20 protein-coding genes, 3 pseudogenes and 2 other annotated features are annotated in these 24,457 nt (G+C 40.7%); of the genes and pseudogenes, 10 read left to right on the forward strand and 13 right to left on the reverse strand.

Going from position 1 to position 24,457, the window contains the following annotated elements:
- Positions 1-44 precede the first annotated feature (44 nt).
- Positions 45-1,670, forward strand: a complete 1,626-nt coding sequence (gene tnpC / locus AC4CVD_RS07255; protein ID WP_490752646.1) for an IS66 family transposase — start codon at positions 45-47, stop codon at positions 1,668-1,670.
- Between the two features lie 378 nt (positions 1,671-2,048).
- Here the strand turns inward: tnpC and AC4CVD_RS07260 are convergent, their stop codons facing one another.
- Positions 2,049-2,561 carry a type I restriction endonuclease subunit R, EcoR124 family gene (locus tag AC4CVD_RS07260; RefSeq protein ID WP_490753500.1) on the reverse strand — a complete coding sequence of 171 codons (513 nt, stop codon included), beginning with the start codon at positions 2,559-2,561 and terminating at the stop codon, positions 2,049-2,051.
- On the opposite strand from AC4CVD_RS07260, the gene AC4CVD_RS07265 reads away from it, so the two are divergent.
- Positions 2,530-3,749 (forward strand): IS3-like element ISAba19 family transposase gene (locus tag AC4CVD_RS07265; protein ID WP_490752243.1). Its coding sequence is split into 2 segments (ribosomal slippage): positions 2,530-2,806 and positions 2,806-3,749, totalling 1,221 coding nucleotides; the frame shifts between segments, so codons are not numbered across the junction. The genes AC4CVD_RS07260 and AC4CVD_RS07265 overlap by 32 nt on opposite strands.
- Positions 2,805-2,921: a sequence feature (AL1L pseudoknot), on the forward strand. Its footprint overlaps the gene before it by 117 nt.
- A 37-nt stretch (positions 3,750-3,786) precedes the next feature.
- Here AC4CVD_RS07265 and AC4CVD_RS07270 read toward each other — a convergent pair.
- Positions 3,787-5,436: pseudogene (locus AC4CVD_RS07270) on the reverse strand (type I restriction endonuclease subunit R, EcoR124 family); the annotation flags it as partial.
- A gap of 54 nt (positions 5,437-5,490) precedes the next feature.
- Here AC4CVD_RS07270 and AC4CVD_RS07275 point away from each other — a divergent pair.
- The 5 genes from AC4CVD_RS07275 (at position 5,491) to prpC (ending at position 10,917) form a co-directional block, all read left to right on the forward strand.
- Positions 5,491-6,423, forward strand: coding sequence for an IS5 family transposase (locus AC4CVD_RS07275; protein WP_081405714.1), 933 nt, complete (start codon positions 5,491-5,493; stop codon positions 6,421-6,423).
- Positions 6,424-6,445: 22 nt separating this feature from the next.
- Positions 6,446-6,751 (forward strand): helix-turn-helix transcriptional regulator, encoded by a 306-nt coding sequence (locus tag AC4CVD_RS07280; protein ID WP_490752648.1) that lies wholly within the window; start codon positions 6,446-6,448, stop codon positions 6,749-6,751.
- 468 nt (positions 6,752-7,219) lie between these two features.
- Entirely contained in the window at positions 7,220-8,851 is a 1,632-nt protein-coding gene (locus tag AC4CVD_RS07285) for a long-chain-fatty-acid--CoA ligase (protein ID WP_005399568.1), read from the forward strand.
- A 42-nt stretch (positions 8,852-8,893) separates the two neighbouring features.
- Positions 8,894-9,778, forward strand: a complete 885-nt coding sequence (gene prpB, locus AC4CVD_RS07290; RefSeq protein ID WP_004696708.1) for a methylisocitrate lyase — start codon at positions 8,894-8,896, stop codon at positions 9,776-9,778.
- 2 nt (positions 9,779-9,780) lie between these two features.
- Positions 9,781-10,917: a bifunctional 2-methylcitrate synthase/citrate synthase gene (gene prpC / locus AC4CVD_RS07295; RefSeq protein WP_004696709.1), complete on the forward strand. Its 1,137-nt coding sequence runs from the start codon at positions 9,781-9,783 to the stop codon at positions 10,915-10,917.
- 349 nt (positions 10,918-11,266) lie between these two features.
- Here the strand turns inward: prpC and AC4CVD_RS07300 are convergent, their stop codons facing one another.
- The 3 genes from AC4CVD_RS07300 to AC4CVD_RS07310 all read right to left on the reverse strand — a co-directional run bounded on the left by AC4CVD_RS07300 (position 11,267) and on the right by AC4CVD_RS07310 (position 13,149).
- A complete protein-coding gene (locus tag AC4CVD_RS07300; protein ID WP_490752650.1) occupies positions 11,267-11,893 on the reverse strand; it encodes an aminotransferase in 627 nt (208 codons plus the stop codon).
- A gap of 78 nt (positions 11,894-11,971) precedes the next feature.
- The gene (locus AC4CVD_RS07305; RefSeq protein WP_490753501.1) at positions 11,972-12,454 is read right to left on the reverse strand and encodes a CinA family protein; all 483 of its coding nucleotides are present in this window, start codon (positions 12,452-12,454) and stop codon (positions 11,972-11,974) included.
- A gap of 44 nt (positions 12,455-12,498) precedes the next feature.
- Positions 12,499-13,149, reverse strand: a complete 651-nt coding sequence (locus AC4CVD_RS07310) for an A1S_1983 family putative colistin resistance protein (protein ID WP_490752652.1) — start codon at positions 13,147-13,149, stop codon at positions 12,499-12,501.
- Between the two features lie 101 nt (positions 13,150-13,250).
- On the opposite strand from AC4CVD_RS07310, the gene ispF reads away from it, so the two are divergent.
- Positions 13,251-13,739 carry a 2-C-methyl-D-erythritol 2,4-cyclodiphosphate synthase gene (ispF, locus tag AC4CVD_RS07315; protein ID WP_004979990.1) on the forward strand — a complete coding sequence of 163 codons (489 nt, stop codon included), beginning with the start codon at positions 13,251-13,253 and terminating at the stop codon, positions 13,737-13,739.
- Here ispF and AC4CVD_RS07320 read toward each other — a convergent pair.
- The 7 genes and pseudogenes from AC4CVD_RS07320 to AC4CVD_RS07350 form a co-directional block, all read right to left on the reverse strand.
- Positions 13,727-14,251 carry a protein tyrosine phosphatase family protein gene (locus AC4CVD_RS07320; RefSeq protein WP_490752654.1) on the reverse strand — a complete coding sequence of 175 codons (525 nt, stop codon included), beginning with the start codon at positions 14,249-14,251 and terminating at the stop codon, positions 13,727-13,729. The two genes, ispF and AC4CVD_RS07320, sit on opposite strands and share 13 nt — an antisense overlap.
- Before the next feature lie 56 nt (positions 14,252-14,307).
- Complete coding sequence (locus AC4CVD_RS07325; RefSeq protein ID WP_490752656.1) at positions 14,308-15,399, reverse strand: 3-deoxy-7-phosphoheptulonate synthase; 1,092 nt, start codon at positions 15,397-15,399, stop codon at positions 14,308-14,310.
- 139 nt (positions 15,400-15,538) lie between these two features.
- A complete protein-coding gene (locus tag AC4CVD_RS07330; protein WP_490752658.1) occupies positions 15,539-16,435 on the reverse strand; it encodes a sulfite exporter TauE/SafE family protein in 897 nt (298 codons plus the stop codon).
- A gap of 129 nt (positions 16,436-16,564) precedes the next feature.
- Positions 16,565-17,134 (reverse strand): hypothetical protein, encoded by a 570-nt coding sequence (locus tag AC4CVD_RS07335; protein ID WP_335997277.1) that lies wholly within the window; start codon positions 17,132-17,134, stop codon positions 16,565-16,567.
- 195 nt (positions 17,135-17,329) lie between these two features.
- Positions 17,330-17,626: a hypothetical protein gene (locus tag AC4CVD_RS07340; RefSeq protein ID WP_490752660.1), complete on the reverse strand. Its 297-nt coding sequence runs from the start codon at positions 17,624-17,626 to the stop codon at positions 17,330-17,332.
- Positions 17,623-19,182, reverse strand: coding sequence for a PepSY-associated TM helix domain-containing protein (locus tag AC4CVD_RS07345; RefSeq protein ID WP_490752662.1), 1,560 nt, complete (start codon positions 19,180-19,182; stop codon positions 17,623-17,625). Before AC4CVD_RS07345 ends, AC4CVD_RS07340 begins: the two co-directional genes overlap by 4 nt.
- 357 nt (positions 19,183-19,539) lie before the next feature.
- Positions 19,540-21,333 (reverse strand): annotated as a pseudogene (locus AC4CVD_RS07350) (TonB-dependent siderophore receptor); the annotation flags it as partial.
- A gap of 49 nt (positions 21,334-21,382) precedes the next feature.
- Here AC4CVD_RS07350 and AC4CVD_RS07355 point away from each other — a divergent pair.
- Positions 21,383-22,602 (forward strand): IS3-like element ISAba19 family transposase gene (locus AC4CVD_RS07355; protein WP_490752243.1). Its coding sequence is split into 2 segments (ribosomal slippage): positions 21,383-21,659 and positions 21,659-22,602, totalling 1,221 coding nucleotides; the frame shifts between segments, so codons are not numbered across the junction.
- Positions 21,658-21,774: a sequence feature (AL1L pseudoknot), on the forward strand. It overlaps the preceding gene by 117 nt.
- A gap of 37 nt (positions 22,603-22,639) precedes the next feature.
- Here AC4CVD_RS07355 and AC4CVD_RS07360 read toward each other — a convergent pair.
- Positions 22,640-23,011 (reverse strand): annotated as a pseudogene (locus AC4CVD_RS07360) (TonB-dependent receptor plug domain-containing protein); the annotation flags it as partial.
- 245 nt (positions 23,012-23,256) lie between these two features.
- Between AC4CVD_RS07360 and lpxB the strand changes: the two are divergent.
- Positions 23,257-24,429 (forward strand): lipid-A-disaccharide synthase, encoded by a 1,173-nt coding sequence (lpxB, locus tag AC4CVD_RS07365; protein ID WP_490752664.1) that lies wholly within the window; start codon positions 23,257-23,259, stop codon positions 24,427-24,429.
- The last annotated feature ends 28 nt before the right edge of the window (positions 24,430-24,457 follow it).

The following is a 24,457-nucleotide window of genomic DNA, read 5'->3' on the forward strand; positions in this document are numbered from 1 at the left end:
ACGTTCTATTTCATTCTTCTCATGACCTCAGGCATACTGCGGTCATGAATACACTGCCTGATTTAAGCCAACTGACCCATGAACAACTGCTGGAATTTACTAGACAGTTGGCAATGCAACATCAGTCTCTGGCACAATCAAACCAGCAATTAGATGCCAAAGTTCAGCATCTTGAAGTATCCAATCTGCAATTAGATGCTCAAGTTCAACATCTTTCCATTCTCACGCAAAAATACGAGCATGAGCTCGCACTATTTAAACAGCACAAATTTGGCAGTAAAAACGAACATCTCACCGCAAAACAAATCCATCTGTGGGATGAAGCGGTCGAAGAAGATATTGCCGCTGTTGATCTGGAACTGGAACGGCTGAATGCAGATAAAACTGATGCAGCGACACACAAAGCCACAGTCAACAAACCTAAACGTCGACTGCTGCCCGATCATCTACACACCATCCGTATCGAGCATGAACCAACATCAACCCAATGTGCTTGTGGCTGCACCTTGCGTCGTATCGGCGAAGATATCAGTGAAAAACTACATTTCAGACCGGCACAGTTCTATAAGGAACAGCATGTGCGTGGCAAATGGGTCTGTGATCAGTGTGACACCCTGACTCAGCAAGCGATGCCCGCCTATGTGATTGATAAAGGTATTGCCAGTCCTGAACTACTGAGCCATGTGTTGGTCTCGAAATACGCAGATCATTTACCGCTGTACCGTCAACGTCTGATCTATCAGCGGGCGGGAATCGAGCTTTCTAGATCAACTTTATCTGACTGGATAGGTCGCTGCGGTGTAGAACTGGAGCCTCTGGCCAATGCTTTAAAAGAGGTGGTGCTGCAACAGCGGGTGCTGCATGCAGATGAAACACCAGTCACCATCATGCGGATGGGTGATGATGAGAAAAAACCGAAGAAAGGTTATGTCTGGGCCTATGCAACAACCCAATATAATCCAATTCAAGCCGTGATCTATGACTTTCAGGATAGTCGTGCAGGCCAGCATGCTGAAGCGTTCCTGAAAGACTGGCAGGGCCATCTGGTCTGTGATGATTACAGTGGTTATAAAGCACGCTTTAAATCAGGCCAAGTCATTGAGGTGGGCTGCATGGCGCATGCTCGTCGTAAATTCCATGAACTGCATGTGACCAAGAAAAGTCAGGTCGCTGAACAGGCCTTAGTGCTGATTCAGAAACTGTATGCCATAGAAGCAGAACTCAGGAGAAAGACCGATGGTACAGCAGAACAGCGCCGCGAATACCGACAACAGCATAGTCAACCGGTGATGCAACAACTGTATGAATGGCTCAACCAGCATCAACTGACGGTGCCATCGAGTTCTCCAACCGCCAAGGCCATCAATTACACTCTGAAGCGTTGGCCAGCTTTAAGCCGCTATCTGGATGATGGCAATCTACCGATTTGCAATAATTGGGTGGAAAACCAGGTGCGGCCTTGGGCGTTGGGACGTAAGAACTGGTTATTTGCAGGTTCGCTGCGTAGTGGTCAGCGAGCGGCAAACATCATGACTTTAATCCAGTCAGCAAAGCTGAATGGGCTGGATCCGTATGCCTATTTAAGTGATGTGCTGAAAAGATTGCCGACCCATAAAGTGACCCAAATAGAAGAATTGCTACCACACCGCTGGAAATCCAACTCAAATTAAAAAATAGACATGGGGTTCAGCGGACGCTTACGGTTTATGAGGTTTTTTGTTGCCTGAAAATTTCAGACCACCGGATTTTCATAGACCGTATGTGGTCCATTTGTTCGATAATCCGATGGGCTAAACTCAAATATCAGAAAATACATCGCCTATTTTCATGTCACTATATTCTCACTTTCGATGTAAGTATCGTAATTGATGAATAAAAAACGATCATAAAGATTGATCATCAAGTTTCGCTATGAGCAGAGAAATGAGTTTTAGTGTGGGAATGGGGAATTTATGCTTACCTGATCTTAGCCCGATGATATAGGGCTAAAACCAGTTTTGGTTGGGGAGTTTGCTTAGATATGTATATTGAGTAAGGGGCAATGGAAACTACAGTCCAGTGTAGAACTTCTCGATGAATTGTCTGGTCTTGACCACTAGCGTATTCATGAGTGTCTTACGCTCTGAAATCTTGGGGCGAGTAATAGGTAGATCATTCACATCTTCACGACTTGGCAGACGTTTGGTGTATTCATATTTACCGATCACTTGTTTGAACACTTCAGGCTTGATTGCTTCTTTTTGACAAAGCTCATCAATCGCTCGTTCCTTTTCTACATCCCAGAATTGTGCAAACGCTTCTTCTACACTTTGCCCAGTGATCATGCGTGGAATATTTTCATCCAGAAACTTTTGGATCAGTTCCTGTTTGTTGTACAGCGTATGATTATTTGCCAGTAGATCTTGCACCTGTGCGCGATATTTTTGCTTTTGTTTCTGATCGGTGTTGTTGACTACAGATTGCAGTAAATTCAGGATATTGAACCGTACCGGGTTTGTCGGAGAGTCAATATTCTGAGAAACTATCCCGATGACAAAATTAAAATATACCCCTGAAATCAGAGAAAGAGCGGTTCAATTACTAATTGAATCTGAAAAAGATTATCCTTCTACTTGGGCAGCAATCACAGCTATTGCTCCTAAAATCGGTTGTACTCCTGAAACATTGCGTGTTTGGTATTTAAAGCATCTGGATCAACTAAATCCTGCCAAAGTACAACAGATATCTGACCAAGAAAAAATGAAGCAAATGGAACGTGAAATTAAAGAATTAAAACGTGCCAATGAAATTCTACGCAAAGCAGCCGCTTTTTTCGCCCAGGCGGAGCTCGACCGCCCACACAAATAATGGTGGATTTTATCCATAACAATAAAGATCGATATGGTGTTGAAGCGATTTGTAGAATTTTACCTATCGCACCTTCAACCTATTACCGGACTTTAGATCTCGCGGACAATCCAGAACATCGAGCGAAACGAGATTTACATGACTTGCATCATGCTGAACAAATTAAACGAATTTGGAAGGAAAGTTCAGGTCGATATGGTGTACGTAAAGTCTGGCAAAAATTAAAACGTGAAGGCTATATTATTGCACGCTGTACAGTTGCTCGATTGATGCAAAAGCTAGGTATACAAGGTGTTTGGCGTGGTAAGAATAAACAAACTACTCGTAACCGAGATGACCAAAAACGGGCAGATGATTTAGTGAAACGTAATTTTAATGCTGATCATCCAAACCAACTATGGGTGGGTGACTTTACGTATATTCAAACTCATTCAGGCTGGGTATATACCGCATTTGTTATTGATGTGTTCTCACGAGCAATTGTTGGATGGAAAGTATCTACACGGATGAATACAGATATGGTGCTCGATGCATTGGAGCAAGCATTGCACGATCGAGGTATGCCTAAGAATGTGATTCATCATTCAGATAGAGGTGTTCAATATCTTTCTATTCGCTATACCAATCGTTTAGAAGCTGCAAATTTACGAGCATCAGTCGGTACAACTGGTGATTCATACGATAATGCTCTGGCTGAAACGGTGAATGGCTTATACAAAACAGAGGTGATTGAATATTTAAAAGCAGATTGGCAAGGTTTAGCAGATGTACAACTTGCGACACTAAACTGGGTATATTGGTTCAATAAAAAGCGTGTACACAGTGCACTGGGTTATGTATCGCCTTTTGAGTTTGAAGCAATGTACTATGATAAGATTAACCCGTTAGGTCAGGTGGCCTAACTTAAATAAAAAAATCTCCGACAAACCCGGTACGGTTCATATAGCCGACATTGATTGTATCTTTGTGAATGAGTTCCAGTTGGAAGTTCACATCATTCAGTACCGAAACTTTGTCTTTCGGTTGTACGACACGAGTATTGGTATAGAGGTACTTGTATTGTGAGGTATGCTTCTGAAATTCAGCTTTGTTCAAGTCAGTGTCATCCTGATCGTATTCAACAAAGTTTTCCAGTTGTGCATTGATCCGCATGACTTCACGGAAAGCCTTCACATACTGCAATTGCTGCTCTTCTGTGGGTAGTTCCAGTACCTTGTCTGGGTCAGGGGCAATCTTAAGTAATTCAGCAACAGCAGCGTTGTACTTTTCCTTGATGCTTTCAAAGCTTGGAATCAATACAATTTTCTCTGCTTCAGCCTTGTTGGAAAACAGTGCTAGGGCTTTATCCGTAGCTTGTTTCAGATTGCGGAAGCAGACAATGTTGCCAAATGGCTTGTCTGCATTCAGGATGCGATTGGTGCGTGAAAATGCTTGAATCAGACCATGATATTTGAGGTTTTTATCCACATACAAGGTATTCAAAGTCTTTGAATCAAAACCTGTCAGGAACATATTCACGACCAAGAGAATATCGATTTCTTTTTTGCGTACCCGATTGGCAATATCTCGGTAATAGGCATAAAACTCATCACCTGAGTTAAAATTCTGTCCAAATTGAGCATTATATTTCGCAATATAGCCATCGAGCTTGTCACGATTGGATTGACTGATTCTTGTTGGGATATCAGCAGATTCTTCATCAATCAAACCATTACTATCTTCAACTTTGAGTTCTTCATTGGCTGCAAAGGAGAATATAGTTGCCACAGTGAGAGACTTAAAGATTCGGCCTTGGTCTTCTGCCTCTTGTTGCTTCTGCTGCTGTACTTTTTCAAATAGCGCATAATATTGATTCAGTACATCGACTGAACTTACACAGAACATGGCAGTGAAGTTCTGATTCTTGGTTTTTATGTGGTGATTGTCGACAATATAGCGAGTGATCATCTCCAGACGTTCTGGATTGTCAAACAGTTCTTTGGTGTCTATACCTTCAACATCTTCTTCATAATTGTGACTGGTTTCGATACCGTTTGTAGTGTATTTACCTAGATAGCTAATCTGGAAGGGTAATACATTACCATCACGGATTGCATCGGTAATCACATATTTATGCAAGCATTCATCAAATAGGGCATTGGTGGTAACAGCCTTGGAATCGATTTTAAGTTGGCTGTTAGTTTCAAAAATAGGTGTGCCGGTAAAGCCAAACATTTGTGCATGGTTGAAAAAGCGTTTGATATTACGATGCGTATCACCAAATTGACTACGATGACATTCATCAAAAATAATCACGACTTTCTTGTCTTTCAGATAGGCAATTTTATCTGCATAGCGATCAGAACTAATCGCAATATTGAGCTTCTGCAAGGTCGTTACAATGAGTTTGTCATGTTTCTGACCCAATTGATTGACCAGAGTATTGGTATTCTTGGTGGTATCAACACTATCCTTTTTGAAAGCATTGAACTCTCGCACTGTTTGTGTGTCCAGATCACTACGATCCACTACAAATAGCACTTTTTCGACTTCAGGCAAGCGTATGATCAATTGACTGGCTTTGAATGAAGTTAATGTTTTACCTGAACCGGCTTTGTTGCACAAACCTATCTGTAAAGGGTTTTTCAGCGATATAATTTTCAAATGAAGAAGCCTACACACAAAATCTACCGCACAACCAATTGGCCCGCATATAACCGAGCACTCATGAGTCGCGGAAATATTGCCATTTGGTTTGATCCTGCTACGCAATGGTATGCGCCATCAAAAGGCAAACAAGGGCGAAATCAAACCTACTCCGACGCAGCCATCCAATGCTGCTTAATGATTAAATCCTTATTCCGTCTGTCTTTACGTATGGTCACTGGCTTTGTGCAAAGTCTGATTAAACTTTGCGGATTAAATTGGATAGCTCCAGATTACACCACGCTTTGTAGAAGACAAAAGCATATTGATATTGTAATCAGCTACCAAAAAAGTAGCGATGGGCTGCATCTACTCATGGACTCTACAGGCATGAAGTTTCTAGGTGAGGGCGAATGGAAACGCAAGAAACATGGACCTGAATATCGTCGCCAATGGCGTAAACTTCATATTGGTATAGATGCTAAAACCCTACAAATACGAGCAGTTCAGCTTACAACCAATAATGTCAGTGATTCACAGGTGCTTGGTGATTTACTTAATCAGATTCCACAAGATGAGCGGATTGACTCTGTTTATACCGATGGAGCTTATGACACCAAGCAATGCCGTCAGGTCATTGCAGATCGGCAAGGGCATGCGGTGATTCCACCTAGAAAAAATGCGAAACCATGGAAAGATACAAAGAGTAGCTCGCTAGAGCGAAATGAATTACTTCGAACAATTAAACGTTTAGGCAGGACACTATGGAAAAAATGGTCAGGCTATCATCGGCGAAGTTTGGTTGAAACTAAGATGCATTGCATCAAATTATTAGGAGATAAACTCAGTGCAAGGAGTTTTGATAGCCAAGTGAATGAAATCCATGCACGTGTAGCAGTCCTTAACAGATTTACGGAATTAGGTCGACCACTTACCCAAGTTACGCCTTAAATTTGGCTCAATTAGGGGCACTTTGCATTTCAAATCTTTGTGCAACAAAGCCCATCGAAGTTGTAATGTCGAACGTGTAGCTGAATATTTCTCGATTCACCGTTTTACTTTGTATCGTTATTTGAATAAACATCAGACCAGTTTTGAAGCCTTGCTTGAAGCCACGCGCAAGAAAATTGCAGCGGAGTTACTCAAAAACAAAAAACTTATGATTATAGAAGTGGCCAATCAAGTAGGTTATGACGATCAAGCCAATTTCACCCGCGCATTTAAGCGTTGGTATGGCATCACGCCCGGGCGTTGGAGACGGATGAATCTGCATGCTTAAAGTGTGCAGATTAAGCTTCATTTTTATTTCTTAAAATATGCGTTCGGCATTTGATGGGTGCTTAAAATCATTCCATCTGTCCACATTTGCACTATCTCCTTAAATTCCTCATAAGACGTCTTTTCTTGAATTCTCTAGAGTGTACCTCTATTCCAGCTTGACCTTGCTCAGCGTGTTTTTTTATTCAAGTTTTAAAAAATCATATGAAATCAGGTGCATGTTCCACAGATTCGTTTTGACTTAATTATCACTTTTTATAATATTGAATATTTGTATAAATAATTAATTAAAACAATAAATTAGAAGATTTAAGTTTTTTGTGCATAAGTGACCAAATGACTAAATAACACAACGAAATGACAAAATGAAGATCGGAAAAGACAGTATTTTAACAAACAAATGACCAAGACCGATCATATGCGGATCTTAAACAATAAGTCTAAAAAGATTTTAAAAAGGAAGTTTCTGATGATTGGAAATATGATGTTTCAACCTTTGTTGATTAGCAGCCTGATTGAACATGCCGCTCGTTATCATGCAGATACAGCCATTATCTCTAAAAATACTGATGGGTCGATGCTGCATACAGACTGGGGACAAATTGCTAAAAACTCAAAGCGTTTTGCCAATGTATTGCAGTCGTTTGGCTTTGCAGTCAGCGACCGTGTGGCCACCATTGCATGGAATAATCATCGTCACTTAGAAACATGGTATGGCATATCAGGCAGTGGGTTGGTTTGTCACACCATTAACCCACGACTTTTTCCTGAGCAGCTCAGCTATATTATTAACGATGCGAATGATAAGGCACTGATTTTTGATAAAACGTTTCTAAATCTAGTATTGTCAATTAAATCATTCATTCCCTATGTAGAGCATTTTATCTGCCTCGATGCTTATGATGAAGACATTCAAAAAGCTTTACCTGAAGTGCTGTTTTATGATGAGTTAATCGCACAGCAAAGTGAACATTTTGAGTGGCCTGAACTGGATGAAACTAAAGCCAGTTCACTGTGTTATACCTCGGGTACGACTGGGAATCCTAAAGGGGTTTTATACAGTCATCGTTCAAGTATTTTACATAGTTACGCAACCTGTTTACCCGATTCATTTAATTTTTCAGCGCAAGATTGCATTTTACCTGTTGTTCCCATGTTCCATGTCAACGCATGGGGCACGCCATATGCAGCAGCAATGGTTGGTTGCAGTATGGTGCTACCGGGGCCGATGTTAGATGGAGCAAGCTTGGTTCAGCTGATTGATCAATACAAAGTGACGACAGCTTTAGGTGTACCGACCATTTGGCAAGGGCTGCTTACAGCAGCGAAGCAATCTGGCAGCAAACTCGACAGCTTAAAACGCAATGTGGTCGGCGGCGCGGCTTGCCCACCGTCAATGCTGAAAACATTTAAAGATGATTTTCAGTGTGAAACTATTCATGCATGGGGCATGACGGAAACCAGCCCTCTGGGTGTGGTGAATCAACTCAAGTCTAAACATTTGCAGTTGGATGACTCGGCGCAATCGAGCTTACGTTACGCACAAGGCCGGCCACCGTTTGGGGTCAGCATTCGAATTTGTGATGCTGAAAAGGGCAGTACTGAATTGGCTACTGATGGACAAACTACAGGACATTTGCAAATTAAAGGGCACTGGATTGTAGATTCTTATTTCGATCAATTTAGCAATGCACTCACCGCAGATGGCTGGTTCGATACGGGTGATATGGCAACTATTGATTCAGATGGCTATATGGTCATCAGTGACCGTTCTAAAGATTTGATCAAATCAGGCGGAGAGTGGATTTCCTCGGTTGAGCTGGAAAATATTGCCATCGCACATCCTGAAATTGACATGGTGGCAGTTATTGCCGCGACCCATCCAAAATGGGATGAAAGACCTATTCTCATTGCTAAAAAGACCGCAGTCAGTCAGGTGTCTGAAGCTGAACTCTTAGATTATTACACGGGCAAAATTGCAAAATGGCAAATTCCTGATCGCGTGGTTTTTGTCGATAGTATTCCTGTCGGTGGTACAGGCAAAGTCCTGAAAAAAGATTTACGAGCGACCTATGGCTCAATTTTACTTGCCGTGGAATAAACAACATTTCGCATTCATTCATAACGCTTCAAGGAACGGACGATGACAGAACAAAGATCTGCAGGCTTAAGATTTAGACAAGCACTAGAAGTGGAAAAACCATTACAAATTATCGGTACAGTCAATGCTTATGCAGCAATGATGGCGAAACAGGTGGGCTACAAGGCCATCTACCTTTCGGGTGCTGGTGTAGCCAACTACTCTTATGGATTGCCTGATTTAGGCATGACCAGTCTGGATAATGTTTTGGAAGATGTACGCCGCATTACCGAACGTGTAGACACTCCGTTACTGGTCGATATCGACACCGGTTGGGGTGGGGCATTTAACATTGCCCGCACTGTGAAACAAATGATTGCCGCAGGGGCAGCCGCAGTGCACATCGAAGACCAAGTAGCACAAAAACGCTGTGGCCACCGCCCAAATAAAGAAATCGTCACCCAACAAGAAATGGTTGACCGCGTAAAAGCTGCAGTCGATGCCAAAACCGATGCAAACTTTGTGGTGATGGCACGTACCGATGCCCTACAAAAAGAAGGCCTACAAGCGGTAATTGATCGTGCCTGTGCTTGTGTAGAAGCCGGTGCCGATGCGATCTTTGCTGAAGCAATGACTGACATTACCATGTACAAAACCGTCTGCGATGCAGTCGGTGTTCCAGTACTGGCGAACATTACCGAATTTGGCGATACCCCGTACTACACCAAAGAACAACTGGCAGAACAAGGCATCTCGATGGTGCTTTACCCACTGTCACCGACTCGTGCCATGCAAAAGGCTGCACTGGAAGTCATGCATGCCATTCGCAATGACGGCACCCAAGTCAACGTCCTCGACAAAATGCAACAGCGCAAAGAACTCTACGAATTTCTCGATTACCACACCTTTGAAAATACATTAGACAAGCTGTTTAAACAGGAGAATTAAAAATGGCTGAAGGAAAAGTCCTCACAGGCGCAGGATTGCGCGGACAAGTCGCAGGAAAGACAGCACTATCAACCGTAGGTAAAAGCGGAGCAGGTCTAACCTACCGTGGTTATGACGTCCAAGACCTCGCTGAAAACTGCCAGTTTGAAGAAGTGGCTTACCTGATCTTCTTTGGTGAACTACCAACAGCAGCACAGCTCACCGCGTATAAAGCTAAACTCAAATCACTGCGCCAACTGCCACAAGCACTCAAAGAAGTACTTGAGCGTATCCCAGCAGATTCACACCCAATGGATGTGATGCGCACGGGCGTATCAATGCTGGGCAACCTAGAAACAGAACAATCTTTTGCAGAACAACAAGATGTTGCAGACCGCATTCTTGCAACCCTCCCAGCGATCATTTGCTACTGGTACCGCTTTAGCCATGATGGCGTACGTATTGAAGAAAATACCGATGACGACTCAATCGGTGCTCAATTCTTACACCTGCTGCGTGGTGAAAAGCCAAATGAACTGCATGAACAAGTGATGAACGTATCACTGATCCTTTATGCAGAGCATGAATTCAACGCATCGACTTTCACCGCACGTGTATGCGCATCAACATTATCGGATATGCATTCATGTATTACCGGTGCAATTGGTTCACTACGTGGTCCATTGCACGGTGGAGCAAACGAAGCTGCGATGGAAATGATTGAAAACTGGACGTCACCTGAAGAAGCTGAGCGAGAAATGCTGGGCAAATTAGAACGTAAAGAAAAGATCATGGGCTTTGGACATGCAATCTACAAAGACAATGACCCACGTAATGGCATCATTAAAATCTGGTCAGAGCGCTTAGCCAAAGATGTCGGTGACACGGTCCTGTACCCAGTTTCAGTACGCTGTGAAGAAGTGATGTGGCGTGAGAAGAAATTATTCTGTAACGCAGACTTCTTCCATGCATCGGCATACCACTTCATGGATATTGCGACCAAGTTATTCACACCAATCTTTGTGATGAGCCGTGTGACAGGTTGGGCAGCGCATGTGATGGAACAACGTGCAGACAACCGTATTATTCGCCCAAGTGCGGACTATACGGGGCCTGAACTGCGTAAAGTAGTGCCGATTGAAGAACGTTCAGCGGCTTAAATTGAAAAATGTGTAATAAAGCCTCTTCGGAGTAATGCCAGTCAGTTAAGGGTTTTAGAAATAAAGCCCTTAGCTTTTTAGTTATGCACGAGGGAGTCTTATATTTTTAAATCATATACTTGGAGCTCATCTATTACTTTGGATAAGCCCAAAGTAATCAAAAGCATTTGTCATCCGCAAAACTCGCCAAATTCCTTTTATTGATTAATTAATCGCAGAAAACTTACTTTTTAAAAATAGTTTTGCCTCGAACAGTTGCGGATGACGTTTCCGTGTATCGAATAACATCATGAATTTTAAAAAAAGCCAGGCAACTTCTTAACTGACTGGCTTTCCCTCTTCTGAGGTTTTATTTTTTAGGCATCAATAAAACAGGATCTTCAATGTTATAACCTGTTTCAAAAGGAATCCCGAGATATTGAACTGTCACCAGCGCTTTTGGTTGATTAGGAACTTTATAACTTTGAGAAATGTGCAGGCCATTTTTATAGTCCACCGCCTTGTGTACGGGACTTTTCAAATTGCTGTATTTCACTTGATATTGATAGCTAAATTTCAGGATGGAGAGTTTAGGATCATACCAAGAAGGTTCTTTTGAAGCCTTTTTACTGATGACTTGAATTTTAACCTGCTTTGGCGGAATCGGCGTTAAAGCTTTGAGTCGTTTTTTTATTTTTGCAATGTCACGGTCAAACTTCTGACTGTCTTGATCATAGTCAATTTTTTGAGTTTTTGGATTGATATATAAAGATTTCACTTCAATCAGTTTGGAGGGGGTTTTGCTGTTGAGTTGATAATAATACAATTGTGGCAAACGACCCCGACCATCTAAGTAATGTCGCATCACATATATTTTTTGATCAGCTTGGTCAAGTCCTAAAATTTCAATATTTTGTGGTCCACCTACAGTTGCAAAACTGTGGCTTGAAAAAAATAAGGTGCTGAAAAGTAGAGGATGGATTATTTTCATCATCATGAGGCGCTTCACATTTTTATTGATTATGGTTCAGTTTAAAGGTTCTAAATGTAGAAAAATCAAATTTAGTGTAAAGATTTAAGAATTTTGAACACGTTCAATGACCATTTGAGCTACGTTTTTCGTAAGTTGATCAAGTCGCTCGAGCGCACTGCCCAGTAGTAAATAATGGTAAGTACTTAAACTGTTTTGATAATGAATGGCAATATAAAAGGTGCCTTCAGGTTTTTCAGGCGTCGCACTTCCACCAGGTTTGAGTAGCCCCGTACAAGAGACAATAATATCGGCATAACGAAATAGTTGATGACCGTGAAGCGCCATAGCTTCAGTGACTTCAATTGACTCCGCTGAATATTGCTGAATAAGTGCAGGATCAATCTTTAAAATTTCACATTTGATACTGGGGTCATAACTCACCAGTCCACCGAGTAAAATGTCAGCTCCGCTATGCTTATAAATCGAAAATTGACTGGATAGATAACCTGAACTGGCACTTTCGATAAAGGCAATGGTCAATTTTTTCTGTTCTAGGAGGTTGCAGCATTGCTTGAGTACTTGCACCACTTTAGCCTCCCGATGTCCATTATTTTGATCTGTTTGACAGCTTAGTCATAAACACGGTACACACCAACAAAACGATTACATGCTTTACTTTCACTTTTTACTGAAAGAATGGCTTTTTGAAAGTTGAACTGGTAGTGACAGTTGTTTTCATTGTCCGTGATGTTTTGCTTTTGATCGGGTGTGGTATAGGCCAAAAATGAAATGGTTTGGGTTTCTATACGATTATTGGGACTACGATATGCAATACCTTCGATTTTAATTTTATCTTTAGACAGCTGATGCACTTGTAGGTGCACAGGTTGCTTGGCAATGGCCCCATGTTCAAACTTTAAATAGTGTTGCGTCAAACTTTGATTTAACGATGTATAGAAGTTGAGATCATCAATACGGAAGTCCATCTGCTGCTGATAGCAAGCTAAGGATTTACACTGTTGTAGGCGGTTTAGCCATAGCTGATGGGTATCGACCAATAAACGCTGCGGCGCATCACTGATTAAAAAAGCAGTCATTGATTGTGTGTCTAATTTTTGTCGAATGCCCTTGAATTGATCAGTACAGATCTTTTTAAAGCTAGACGAGGTCGGATCATCACAGTTAATGACTTGAGCATAACTAAAGCTGGTACAAAGACAACTTAGACACACTAAAATACTAAATTTTTTCATAAGTTTTATGTCGGTTTTCAACAGCATGATCGCTTATACTTTCACTATGTTGCGCTGCTTGTAACTATAGCGAAAGAGAAAGCGTGAATACAAGATTTCAATCATTTATTTCTTAAAGGAAACTGAGCATGGTTGCACATATTCGAATTGGACAGGGACTTGATGTACATGCTTTTGAAGAGGGTGAATTTGTCACACTGGCAGGTATTCAAATTCCACATACACACGGCTTAAAAGCACATTCAGATGGTGATGTGGTTTTGCATGCTTTAACAGATGCATTATTGGGTGCGTTGGCTTTAGGGGATATTGGTCAGCATTTTCCCGATACCGATCCTCGCTTTAAAGGAGCAGACAGTCGAGTATTACTCAAACATGTCTATCAGCTTATTTTAGATCGTGGTTATCAGTTAAATAATGCAGACATTACTGTGGCATGCGAACGACCAAAGTTGGCACCGCATAATTTAGCGATGCGCCAAAGCATTGCAGACGTTCTTGATGTTGAAATCACGCAGATTAGCATCAAAGCAACGACCACGGAAAAACTGGGCTTTACGGGTCGTCAGGAAGGTATTTTATCTACAGCTACAGTGCTGATTTCTCACGCAAAATGATCAGGATTGATCATAGCCAGCTTTAATTCTTGTGTTGCTTTACGACCTTGAAGTTGTAAGGCAACAGCATGCGCCAAACCTGTCCATGTGTCATTCGGTTCCCAAATTTGATGCATGGCTTCATGTGCGGTTGGCATATCGATATTCATATAATATTGACGATATAAATACATCAAACTACTGACTCGATAATTTTCTGAACAATGGACCCAAATGGTTTGTTCTTGCACCAAATGCTCAATCATATCTAAGACCAATAAACATTGATCATCAGATGGTGTATCCCATGAAATCGGCACATGTATATAGTTCAAACCGAGCTCTAAACAGATTTGATCTTCATTCGCTAAATAGTTATTGCTATTACTGAGCGCAAGATTGATGACCGTGTTTACGCCATACTCTTTAATTTGCTGTAATTGCTCAGCAGTCGGTTGTCCAGAAGTAAACAAATGCTCGTGGATAAATTGAAAGTTAAGTGTTTGGCTTAAGTGTGTTTCAATAGCGTTCATAATTATTTCTTAATCTTAGAATGAAAAACGCCATCCGAAGATGGCGTTTTAAAAACTTAACGGTTCGGTAAAACGTCTTTGAGTGCTTCGTGCATCTCTAGTAATACCTTTTCTGTGGTATCCCAGTCAATACAACCATCGGTTACAGACTTGCCGTATTCAAGATCGCATAGGTTTTCAGGAATTTCCTGACGACCACCTTTAAGGTGACTTTCAACCATAATGCCGATAATAGATTTATTTCCATCAATAATTTGTTCGGTAATATTTTTCAGAACAAGCGGTTGAAGGAACGGGTCTTTGTTCGAGTTTGCATGACTGGTGTCAATCATGATTTTGGTGCTGACTTTTGCTTTAGCCAAAGCTGCTTCTGCTTCTGCAACAGAGCCTGCATCGTAGTTTGGTTTGCCATTACCACCACGAAGTACCACGTGTGCATACGGGTTACCTGAAGTACGAATCACAGAGACTTGGCCTTGGTTGTTTAGACCCAAGAAGTGGTGACCATGTTTGACCGACTGCATGGCATTGGTTGCAACAGTTAAGCCACCATCTGTACCATTTTTGAAACCTACGGGTGAAGAAAGACCAGAAGACATTTCACGGTGCGTTTGGCTTTCAGTGGTACGTGCACCAATCGCTGACCAAGAGATTAAGTCTTGGTAGTACTGTGGCGAGTTTGGATCGAGAGCTTCGGTCGCGCACGGCAAGCCTTTTTCATTTAACTCAACCAAAAGCTTACGACCAATGCGTAAACCTTTTTCAATGTTGAATGAGTCATTCATGTCAGGGTCATTGATTAGACCTTTCCAACCCACTGTGGTACGTGGTTTTTCGAAATAAACACGCATTACGACATAGATTGAGTCTTTAATTTTATCGCTTAAAACTTTTAAACGGTCTGCGTATTCGTGAGCAGCAACTGGGTCATGAATTGAACATGGGCCAATCACCGCAAAAATGCGTTTGTCTTTACCATCTAAAATATTGCGAATCGTTTCACGACCGTGAAGTACAGTTTGATATGCAGACTCAGTGAGAGGCAATTCAGTTTTTAATTCCGCTGGCGTAACTAGCGGATGAATGCTTTGTAAATTCACGTCATCGATGTCGTTTTGGGTAATAGAGTTTGACTGTAGAGTATTCATTGCCGTCACTGGTTCGATCGTATTAAGTTGCTTTATAAGCTGAATATAACACGGTTTAGCTGATAAAAGGTTATAAAAAAGTCGAATGAATCTTTGAAAAAAAAGTGATGAATCTTAGGTTTATTTTAAATCGGAATGCCTAAACTGAGGCATTCTTAACTGTTGAAATTTGAACAACTTGAGCAGTTTCGGCAGGCTTCACAGGTTTGGCTTTGATCGGATTCAACATGAAGTTCACACCCAGCGCGAACAGGGTAATACCCAACACTTTACGGATGATCTTTTCAGGAAGGCGTGAACTAATCAGTGTTCCAATAATAATTGCTGGAATAGAACCGACCAATAACCACATAAGGAGGTGGAAGTCCACGTTGCCTGAAGTCATATGACCCATACCTGCAACGAAAGTTAATAACACCGCATGCACAACGTCAGAACCAATAATACGAATCATCGGTAGGTTGGGGAACATAATGACCAAAGCCATGATTCCGAAAGCACCTGCACCGACTGATGATAGTGTCACGAAGACCCCAAGAACCACACCCATCATCACAATGTACTTACGTTTATTGCTGGTTTGAAGCTGAACTTTTTCTAAGTCTTCAGTCATGTCTGGGAGTTCATCTTTACGTAATTTGTTGAAAAATTTTTCAATTTGATTACGGAAGACAATGGATAAACCTGTAATGGTCAACATGAAGCCTAAAATCATGGTGAGCACGGCTTTATAGTGGGTAGATTGGCTCAAATAGTTGTCGAGTACCCAGTGTGTTGCAAAGGAAGCAGGAATACTGCCAATTGCAAGCCAAAGCACAATCGGCCACACAATATTTAGCTTTTTGGCATGTACAAATGAACCACAGAATTTTGAAATTGCGGCATAGAGCAAGTCTGTACCAATGGCAATGTGAGGTTCAATTCTGAAAAGGCTAATGAGGATCGGTGTCATTAATGAACCACCACCTACACCAGTAATTCCCACACAAAAACCGACTAAAACACCTGCGAGAATAAATTCGAGTGGACCAAACATTGTTATATGCCAAAATATCAAAAAACGTGCATATCTTATGATGTTTTCATATAAGTCGTTGTCTTGATTGTTGATTTACTTATTCTAAAAAGAGATATAGAAGTTATTGTTTGAGCTGTAGGCGCGCTTTTATTTTATGCCCACAATTATCAGTAACCACCATAGATTGAGACTTATGAGTGTTCGTAGAACATAAAGAGGGGCTAGCTGATGCTTTTTCCATTGCTCAAAATTCGCTGCGGTCGAGCTATAGGTCATATCTAAGTGCTGCTGACGTGGATTAGCTAATGTGATCTGATGAATAAATGCCTCCGTTTTGGTATTTTTTAGGTTCCAAAAAATACGCTCCAAATAGTAAACCTCGACCTGCTTTGCCGTAAATTGGTGACGATGCGATGACTGGTCACATAGTGTTTCAATAGGTTCTCCCATTAATACGCAGTTTGCGATCCATAAATGATGCTGTTGTTTAAATTTCAACGTGCTGATTCGTCCTTTACCGACTTCGGCGGTGATTTGATTAAAGGTTTTGCTCTGAATTTGAGAGGGGGGCCAGCTGCTTGGGAAACAAATAAATACAAGCAAATTGAAAATGAGGGAAATAAAAAGTGTCCAGCCAAAATGATGCTTCGACCAACTGCAGAGCTGTTGAAAGGGTGTAATGATTTCTTGTTGTAACCAAGCTAATGTTGAACGCAATGTTTGCCCTGAGAAAAGAGGTGTAAAAGTTCTATTATTGAGCGCGTTATAACTAAAAACTCACGGCGCTTCAACTTAAATGATTTTGATCAGTCTCTAAAATTCTGTTGAGATGGTTCTGGCTCATATATTTACACACCTTTTTATTTGGCTCATGATCGAAATAAAAAAGTGTGTGAGTTGTAGAGTAAATACTTACTTAGATTGAGCTGTTTTTTTGGGTTTTAAGTCATTGATGCTCAGAATCAGTATAAAAAGTATCGGGGTTGCAAATACAAATAAACTGACACTTCCCACACCGCGACCCGTGCATTGAATCAATAAAGTTAATGCCGTGGCCAGTACACCAAAAGCCAAATATCGGCAGATTTGATAATGTTCTGCACACTTAGCCCAACGTGACTTTTGGGTTTTAGGGCGCTGCTTATCGCTGACCAGAAATAACACATAGCATGCGAAAGTGATAAGAAGTCCTGTAATCAGGTAGATCATGAATTGGGCTCCTGAACTGCAGTATTGGTATATTTTTTCTGAATTTTTTGTACAGCTTTTTGTTGAATGGGCTGGATTTTTTGATGTAAGAAAACAGCCAATATCGCAAGGATGATGATCATAAGATCAACTCGCAAAAATAACCAATATTCATGTAAGTCATGCACATATTGATGGCTGATTAAATAGTAAAGATTGAAAATAGGCAAAGAAACAGCCAGTAAAATGAAGACTTTCAGTTGAGTTTTCCAAAGGTGTTGCTGTGGAGTGAGTAATGCAATGACTAAGCTGAGTAACCAAGTGCCGAAAAATGCGTAAATTTCGTAGTTGGGTTGACCAGCTTCTAACTGAAGTAAACGGTTTGTGCAAAGATAGCTGAGCATGGCGATCGGCAAGCCAATGATGGCAGCCGTATTTAGGCGGTTAACCACATAATGTCCAAAGTGGAAACTTTGTTTCTTATTTTGCAGCTGACGTTTTAAGCTCCAGAGTAAAAGCCCAGATGCAATCATGGCACAGCCTGAAAGCCCTGAGAAAAATAACGCAAAGCGTAATAGAGGCTGCGCAAAGTGTGCCATATGTAAACCATACACTCCATTATTGAGTGTGGCAATTGCACTATTATTCCGAGTGTCACCGAGCAGGGCACCAGATTCGCCGTTAAAGCTGAGTTGGGCTTGGTTTCGCGTGATGCTTCGGTCAGTTGACTCAACCAAGTTCACTTGAGCGATATTGGTATTGGGGTGTTTGACCGTAATATTGCCAATTTCTGTTTTACCCCAACGCTGCTCAGATTGTTGTATGAAGTATTCAATTGGTCGCATCGTAGCAGGTGTCGGTTTAGCCTCAGAGCTGATGCTAATATTTCTAATTTCATCAAAATATTGGAACGGTTGCTCTGGGTAAAGTTTCTTCATGCCATTGGGAAGAATGAGATAAAAGAAAATGGCTAAACCAGTGAATGTAATGGTCAGAAAAAAGGGTAAAGCAATGACAGAGGTAACATTGTGAAAGTCTAGATACGAGCGTTGACCCTTGAAGGCTCTAAGGATAAAGAATTCGGTGAATATCTTTTTGTGTGTGATGATGCCTGAAATGAGGATGATTAACATTAAGAAGGCCGCAATCGTGACTAAAAGCCTACCGATAAAATAGGGTACACCATACAGCTGGTAGTGAAAGCCATAAAAAAATTCACCGCCTTGGGTTGCAGACAAGGTGACTTCTTTACCTGTGTTCGCATTCAAAGTCTTATTTTCGTAGCCACCATCGGCCTTTTGCCAGTAAATTTTATTGACAGGTGAATTAGGACTAGCTATGCCGATATACCAACTTTGCGCATCTGCGGCATTTTTTTGTAAGTATTGATATGCCGACTCCATAGCTGTGTCTTGTTTGACCTGCATGGTGGCAAATTGAGGTTGCATCCACAAATTTATTTCATGACGGTAATAGGTCGCAGCACCTGTTAAAAAAATGGCAAATAATAACCATCCCAGTGTTAGTCCAAGCCAAGAGTGTAGCCATGCCATTGACTGGCGAACAGATTTTTGCATGGTTTAACCTACGAACTTCAGCAATAGAAAAAAGCAAAGGGAAAGAGAAATAGTTGAAGCGCTTAACTTTTTCAGGGATTGAACACAAAAGCTCAAAATGACAAAAATGATAAAGAAAATAAGAGATAGAAAAGCCGCCAAATAAATGGATTCTGCTTTAGCTAAGTGAGGGTAAAAACTAAGGGTAAGCAGTTCTGATAACATGAATGTACATAAATAGCCTAAGCCAAATGAGATCAAAAAACGATATAAGATCGATAGGGGATATTGAAATTTATGCATGACGAATCATTTAACCCAGAAAAAAGCGCCTCAGTTTCTGTGCTGTTAAATAACAGAAAACAAGGCGCTATTGAATCAATATTTGAATTTTACAGCAACACTATAGTTGGCAGGTGCACCATAAAAACCTTGTGCATCTGGGAAATTAAATAAATATTTTTCATCAGTGATGTTATTGCCATTGGCTTGTAAGGTGATATTTTTATTCACTTCATAGCTTGCCATCACATTGACTAAAGCATAAGCATCTTGCTGAATAATGCCTGATTTTTGAGTCACAACGCCGCTAGCATTAGTCGTTTCAGGAACATCTAAATAAGTTTTATCTTGCCACTGGATGCCTAAACCTAATTTTAATTTAGGGATTTGTGGGATTTGATAAGTTGTCAATAAATTAAAAGATTGAGTAGGGTTAAAGGTACGAGCGTCACCACCATTAATTAAATCTTTCAAACTTAATTGGGTATAACCAAAACTGAGATTTAAATGATCTGTGAGCTGTCCTGCAAGACCAAATTCATAACCTTGTGAACGTAAGTCACTGACTTGAGTTTTACGTGTTGTTGGTAAGCCATCTGAATTACGTAAAGGATAGTTACTTTCTTCAGTACGGAAAATAGCCATTGTTGCAGTCAATTTATCATCTAGCCACGAACTTTTTACACCAACCTCATAGCTTTCACCTTCGATCGGTTTATTAATACCACCATCTACAGCTTTAGTCGTTTGTGGGCGGAAAATTGAGCTATAACTCATGTACCCTGTATATTCAGGAGTGAAATTATAAGTGATGCCTGCATAAGGCAAAACTTTATTTTCATCATAAATAGTGTCTGCGCCATAACTTGTGCCTTTGCTTTCAGCTTGCACATAGTTTGCACCTAAAAGCAGCCTTAAATCATCGTTTAAATGCAGACGTGTCGCCGCATAATAGCTTTGATTTTTTTGCTTCATATGCATTTCACCACTGGTTTGAGAAAAATCCCAAGTCGGTTCAGGAGGTGTCCAGCTGGTTAGGTCCGTAGTGAGGTGATTAGCATAACTACCACTATAGCCTAATTCATTACTGTCGTTTTCAGACCATGAATATCCGACAGTGGCTTCATGCCGTTGTCCAAATAATGGATAAGTCCCTGAAAAATTAAGATTGGCTTGGCGAGCTTTATTATCATCTACATATATACCAGGCCATAGGTATACCCCTGAAGTTCCATCGGCACTTGGGTTACCCGATAAAAACAGAAGTTTTGAATTCCGTGTTGTATGCTTTTCATCATAAGACAGTTTTGCAACCCAATCATCACCAAGTTTTTGCTGTAACTCGGCAAAATAATTTTTGATATTGGTATCCCAATAGGTCCAATCAGGGCTGTAGTTATAGTCTCTTGAATAATCTAACTGCTCACCTTCAGTATTAATCAGTGGGTTTGCGCCCCAGTTATTACCATTCGATTTATTGTTGGTTTCGGTATAACCCGCAGTGAATAAAGTTGAGTCAGTGAGATCTGCTTCAATGATTGCACCAAATCCATTTTTCTCAAGTTCATAGTTATCTAAATAACTATCACCCGTTTGCTCATAACCAAATACACGGCCACGAATTTTACCATCTTGGGTTAGCGCAGATGACACATCAGCCTCATAACGTTGCGTATTCCAAGAGCCATAACTGGCATTAAATGAAACCTGTAAGTCTTGAGTCGGGCGTTTACGGATCATGTTAATGGTTGCACTAGGGTCACCTACGCCATTATTTAAAGCATCTGCACCTTTTACCACTTCAATTCGATCAAACAAAAAACTGTCTGGGTTGTCGTTATTATAATTATAACTTTCTAGAGGAAAGCCAACACCGTCTACAAGCACATTGAACCGTACCGGGTTTGTCGGAGAGTCAATATTCTGAGAAACTATCCCGATGACAAAATTAAAATATACCCCTGAAATCAGAGAAAGAGCGGTTCAATTACTAATTGAATCTGAAAAAGATTATCCTTCTACTTGGGCAGCAATCACAGCTATTGCTCCTAAAATCGGTTGTACTCCTGAAACATTGCGTGTTTGGTATTTAAAGCATCTGGATCAACTAAATCCTGCCAAAGTACAACAGATATCTGACCAAGAAAAAATGAAGCAAATGGAACGTGAAATTAAAGAATTAAAACGTGCCAATGAAATTCTACGCAAAGCAGCCGCTTTTTTCGCCCAGGCGGAGCTCGACCGCCCACACAAATAATGGTGGATTTTATCCATAACAATAAAGATCGATATGGTGTTGAAGCGATTTGTAGAATTTTACCTATCGCACCTTCAACCTATTACCGGACTTTAGATCTCGCGGACAATCCAGAACATCGAGCGAAACGAGATTTACATGACTTGCATCATGCTGAACAAATTAAACGAATTTGGAAGGAAAGTTCAGGTCGATATGGTGTACGTAAAGTCTGGCAAAAATTAAAACGTGAAGGCTATATTATTGCACGCTGTACAGTTGCTCGATTGATGCAAAAGCTAGGTATACAAGGTGTTTGGCGTGGTAAGAATAAACAAACTACTCGTAACCGAGATGACCAAAAACGGGCAGATGATTTAGTGAAACGTAATTTTAATGCTGATCATCCAAACCAACTATGGGTGGGTGACTTTACGTATATTCAAACTCATTCAGGCTGGGTATATACCGCATTTGTTATTGATGTGTTCTCACGAGCAATTGTTGGATGGAAAGTATCTACACGGATGAATACAGATATGGTGCTCGATGCATTGGAGCAAGCATTGCACGATCGAGGTATGCCTAAGAATGTGATTCATCATTCAGATAGAGGTGTTCAATATCTTTCTATTCGCTATACCAATCGTTTAGAAGCTGCAAATTTACGAGCATCAGTCGGTACAACTGGTGATTCATACGATAATGCTCTGGCTGAAACGGTGAATGGCTTATACAAAACAGAGGTGATTGAATATTTAAAAGCAGATTGGCAAGGTTTAGCAGATGTACAACTTGCGACACTAAACTGGGTATATTGGTTCAATAAAAAGCGTGTACACAGTGCACTGGGTTATGTATCGCCTTTTGAGTTTGAAGCAATGTACTATGATAAGATTAACCCGTTAGGTCAGGTGGCCTAACTTAAATAAAAAAATCTCCGACAAACCCGGTACGGTTCACATTTGAAATTTCAAAACCACGTGCAAGATAAGTTGTACGATCCGTTTCCTGATTACTCACAATGACGCCAGGAATATTACGCAAAACCTCACGTGTACTATTTAGTGCGAAGTCATCAAGTTGTTGACGTGTCACAACATTGACTGTTTGAGGTGTTTCTTTGAGTGGGATATTTAGTTTAGTTGCACTAATGGACTGTTGAACAATATAGGATTTAGACTGTTCAGAGCTTTGTGTTGCTTGATCATCACTTGCTTGTACGGTAATGGTTGCTAAGTTTTGCGTGTCTTGCGCAAAACTATTCTGAGCGCTAAGAATAGCTAAACTAATGATAGAGAGCTTAAAGCCGCGAGAGGAGATGTTGAGCATTAATAAATACTAATGAGAATAATTATTAATAAGTTTATTGTTTATTTGTGTGCTTTACAAGTTATTTACAATTGAAAAAATAAATCAAAAATTATCTTTGATTGAGGCGATATGAAGTGGTTAAGAGTTCATGAAGGCCACTGATGTAAGTTGACGGCACTTTATCATTGTTGCTTAAACATACCCACGCCAAACTAAAAGACGCTATGTTATGATGCATGGGTTGAAAAATAAGGAATAATGCTTTGCAAAATCGGAAACTTAAAATTGGAATCGTAGTGGGTGAAGTATCGGGTGATACTTTAGGTGCTAAACTTATTCGCAGTTTTCGTGAGCAAGGAATTGATGCAGAATTTGAGGGTATTGGTGGCCCGCAAATGATTGCAGAGGGTTTCAAGAGCTTTTATCCGATGGATATTTTGTCTGTTATGGGGTTGGTTGAGGTTCTTAAAGACATTAAAAAGCTTTTTGCTGTACGTGATGGACTGGTAGAGAAGTGGACAGCCCATCCTGTCGATGTGTTTATTGGGATTGATGCACCAGACTTTAATCTGCGCCTTTCAAAAAGTTTAAAGCAAAAACAACTGCCCATAAAAACCGTGCAGTATGTTAGTCCTTCCGTTTGGGCATGGCGTCAGGGACGGGTTCATGGCATCAAAGCTTCTATTGATTTGGTACTGTGTTTATTTCCGTTTGAAAAAGCATTTTATAAAAAATGGGATGTTCCTGCTGCTTTTGTAGGACATCCTTTGGCCAGCCAATTGCCTTTGGAAAACCCAATTTTACAAGCCAAAGAAGAATTGGGTTTAGATCTGACCCAAAAGCATATTGCCTTACTGCCGGGAAGCCGACGTGGTGAAATTGAAAAGCTCGGTCCACTGGTTTTAGATGCTGCAAAATTGCTCTACGCCAAATATCCAAACTATCGCTTTGTGATACCAGCAATCAATGATGCACGTAAGCAACAAATCGAAGCTTTGCTTACTCAGTATCCAAAAGCATTGGTCGATCAAATTGACTTGCTTGAAAACTCAGGCACCGAGTCGAAGATTGGGCGTCAAGTTATGAATGCCGCTAATATTGTAGCTTTGGCTTCAGGTACAGCAACTTTAGAAGCTATGCTGTTACACCGACCAATGGTGACCTTCTATAAGTTGAATTGGTTCACCTATCATGTGGTGAAATTCTTGATCAAGATTCAATATTATTCATTGCCGAATATTATTGCAGGCAAGAAAGTGATACAAGAATTAATCCAAAAAGATGCAACGCCTGAGAAATTGGCGGCTGAAATTGAGAAATTAATGAATATAGAAACAGCACAGATTCAAGCCATGCAGCACATTACCATGCATAAACAGTTACTTGCAGGCAATAGTGAAAATCCTGTTGAGGCGATTTTAAGTATCTTAGATTAATTTTTTTTTAAACATAGTAATAGTACAG

The organism is Acinetobacter sp. LipI_23 (assembly GCF_058243045.1).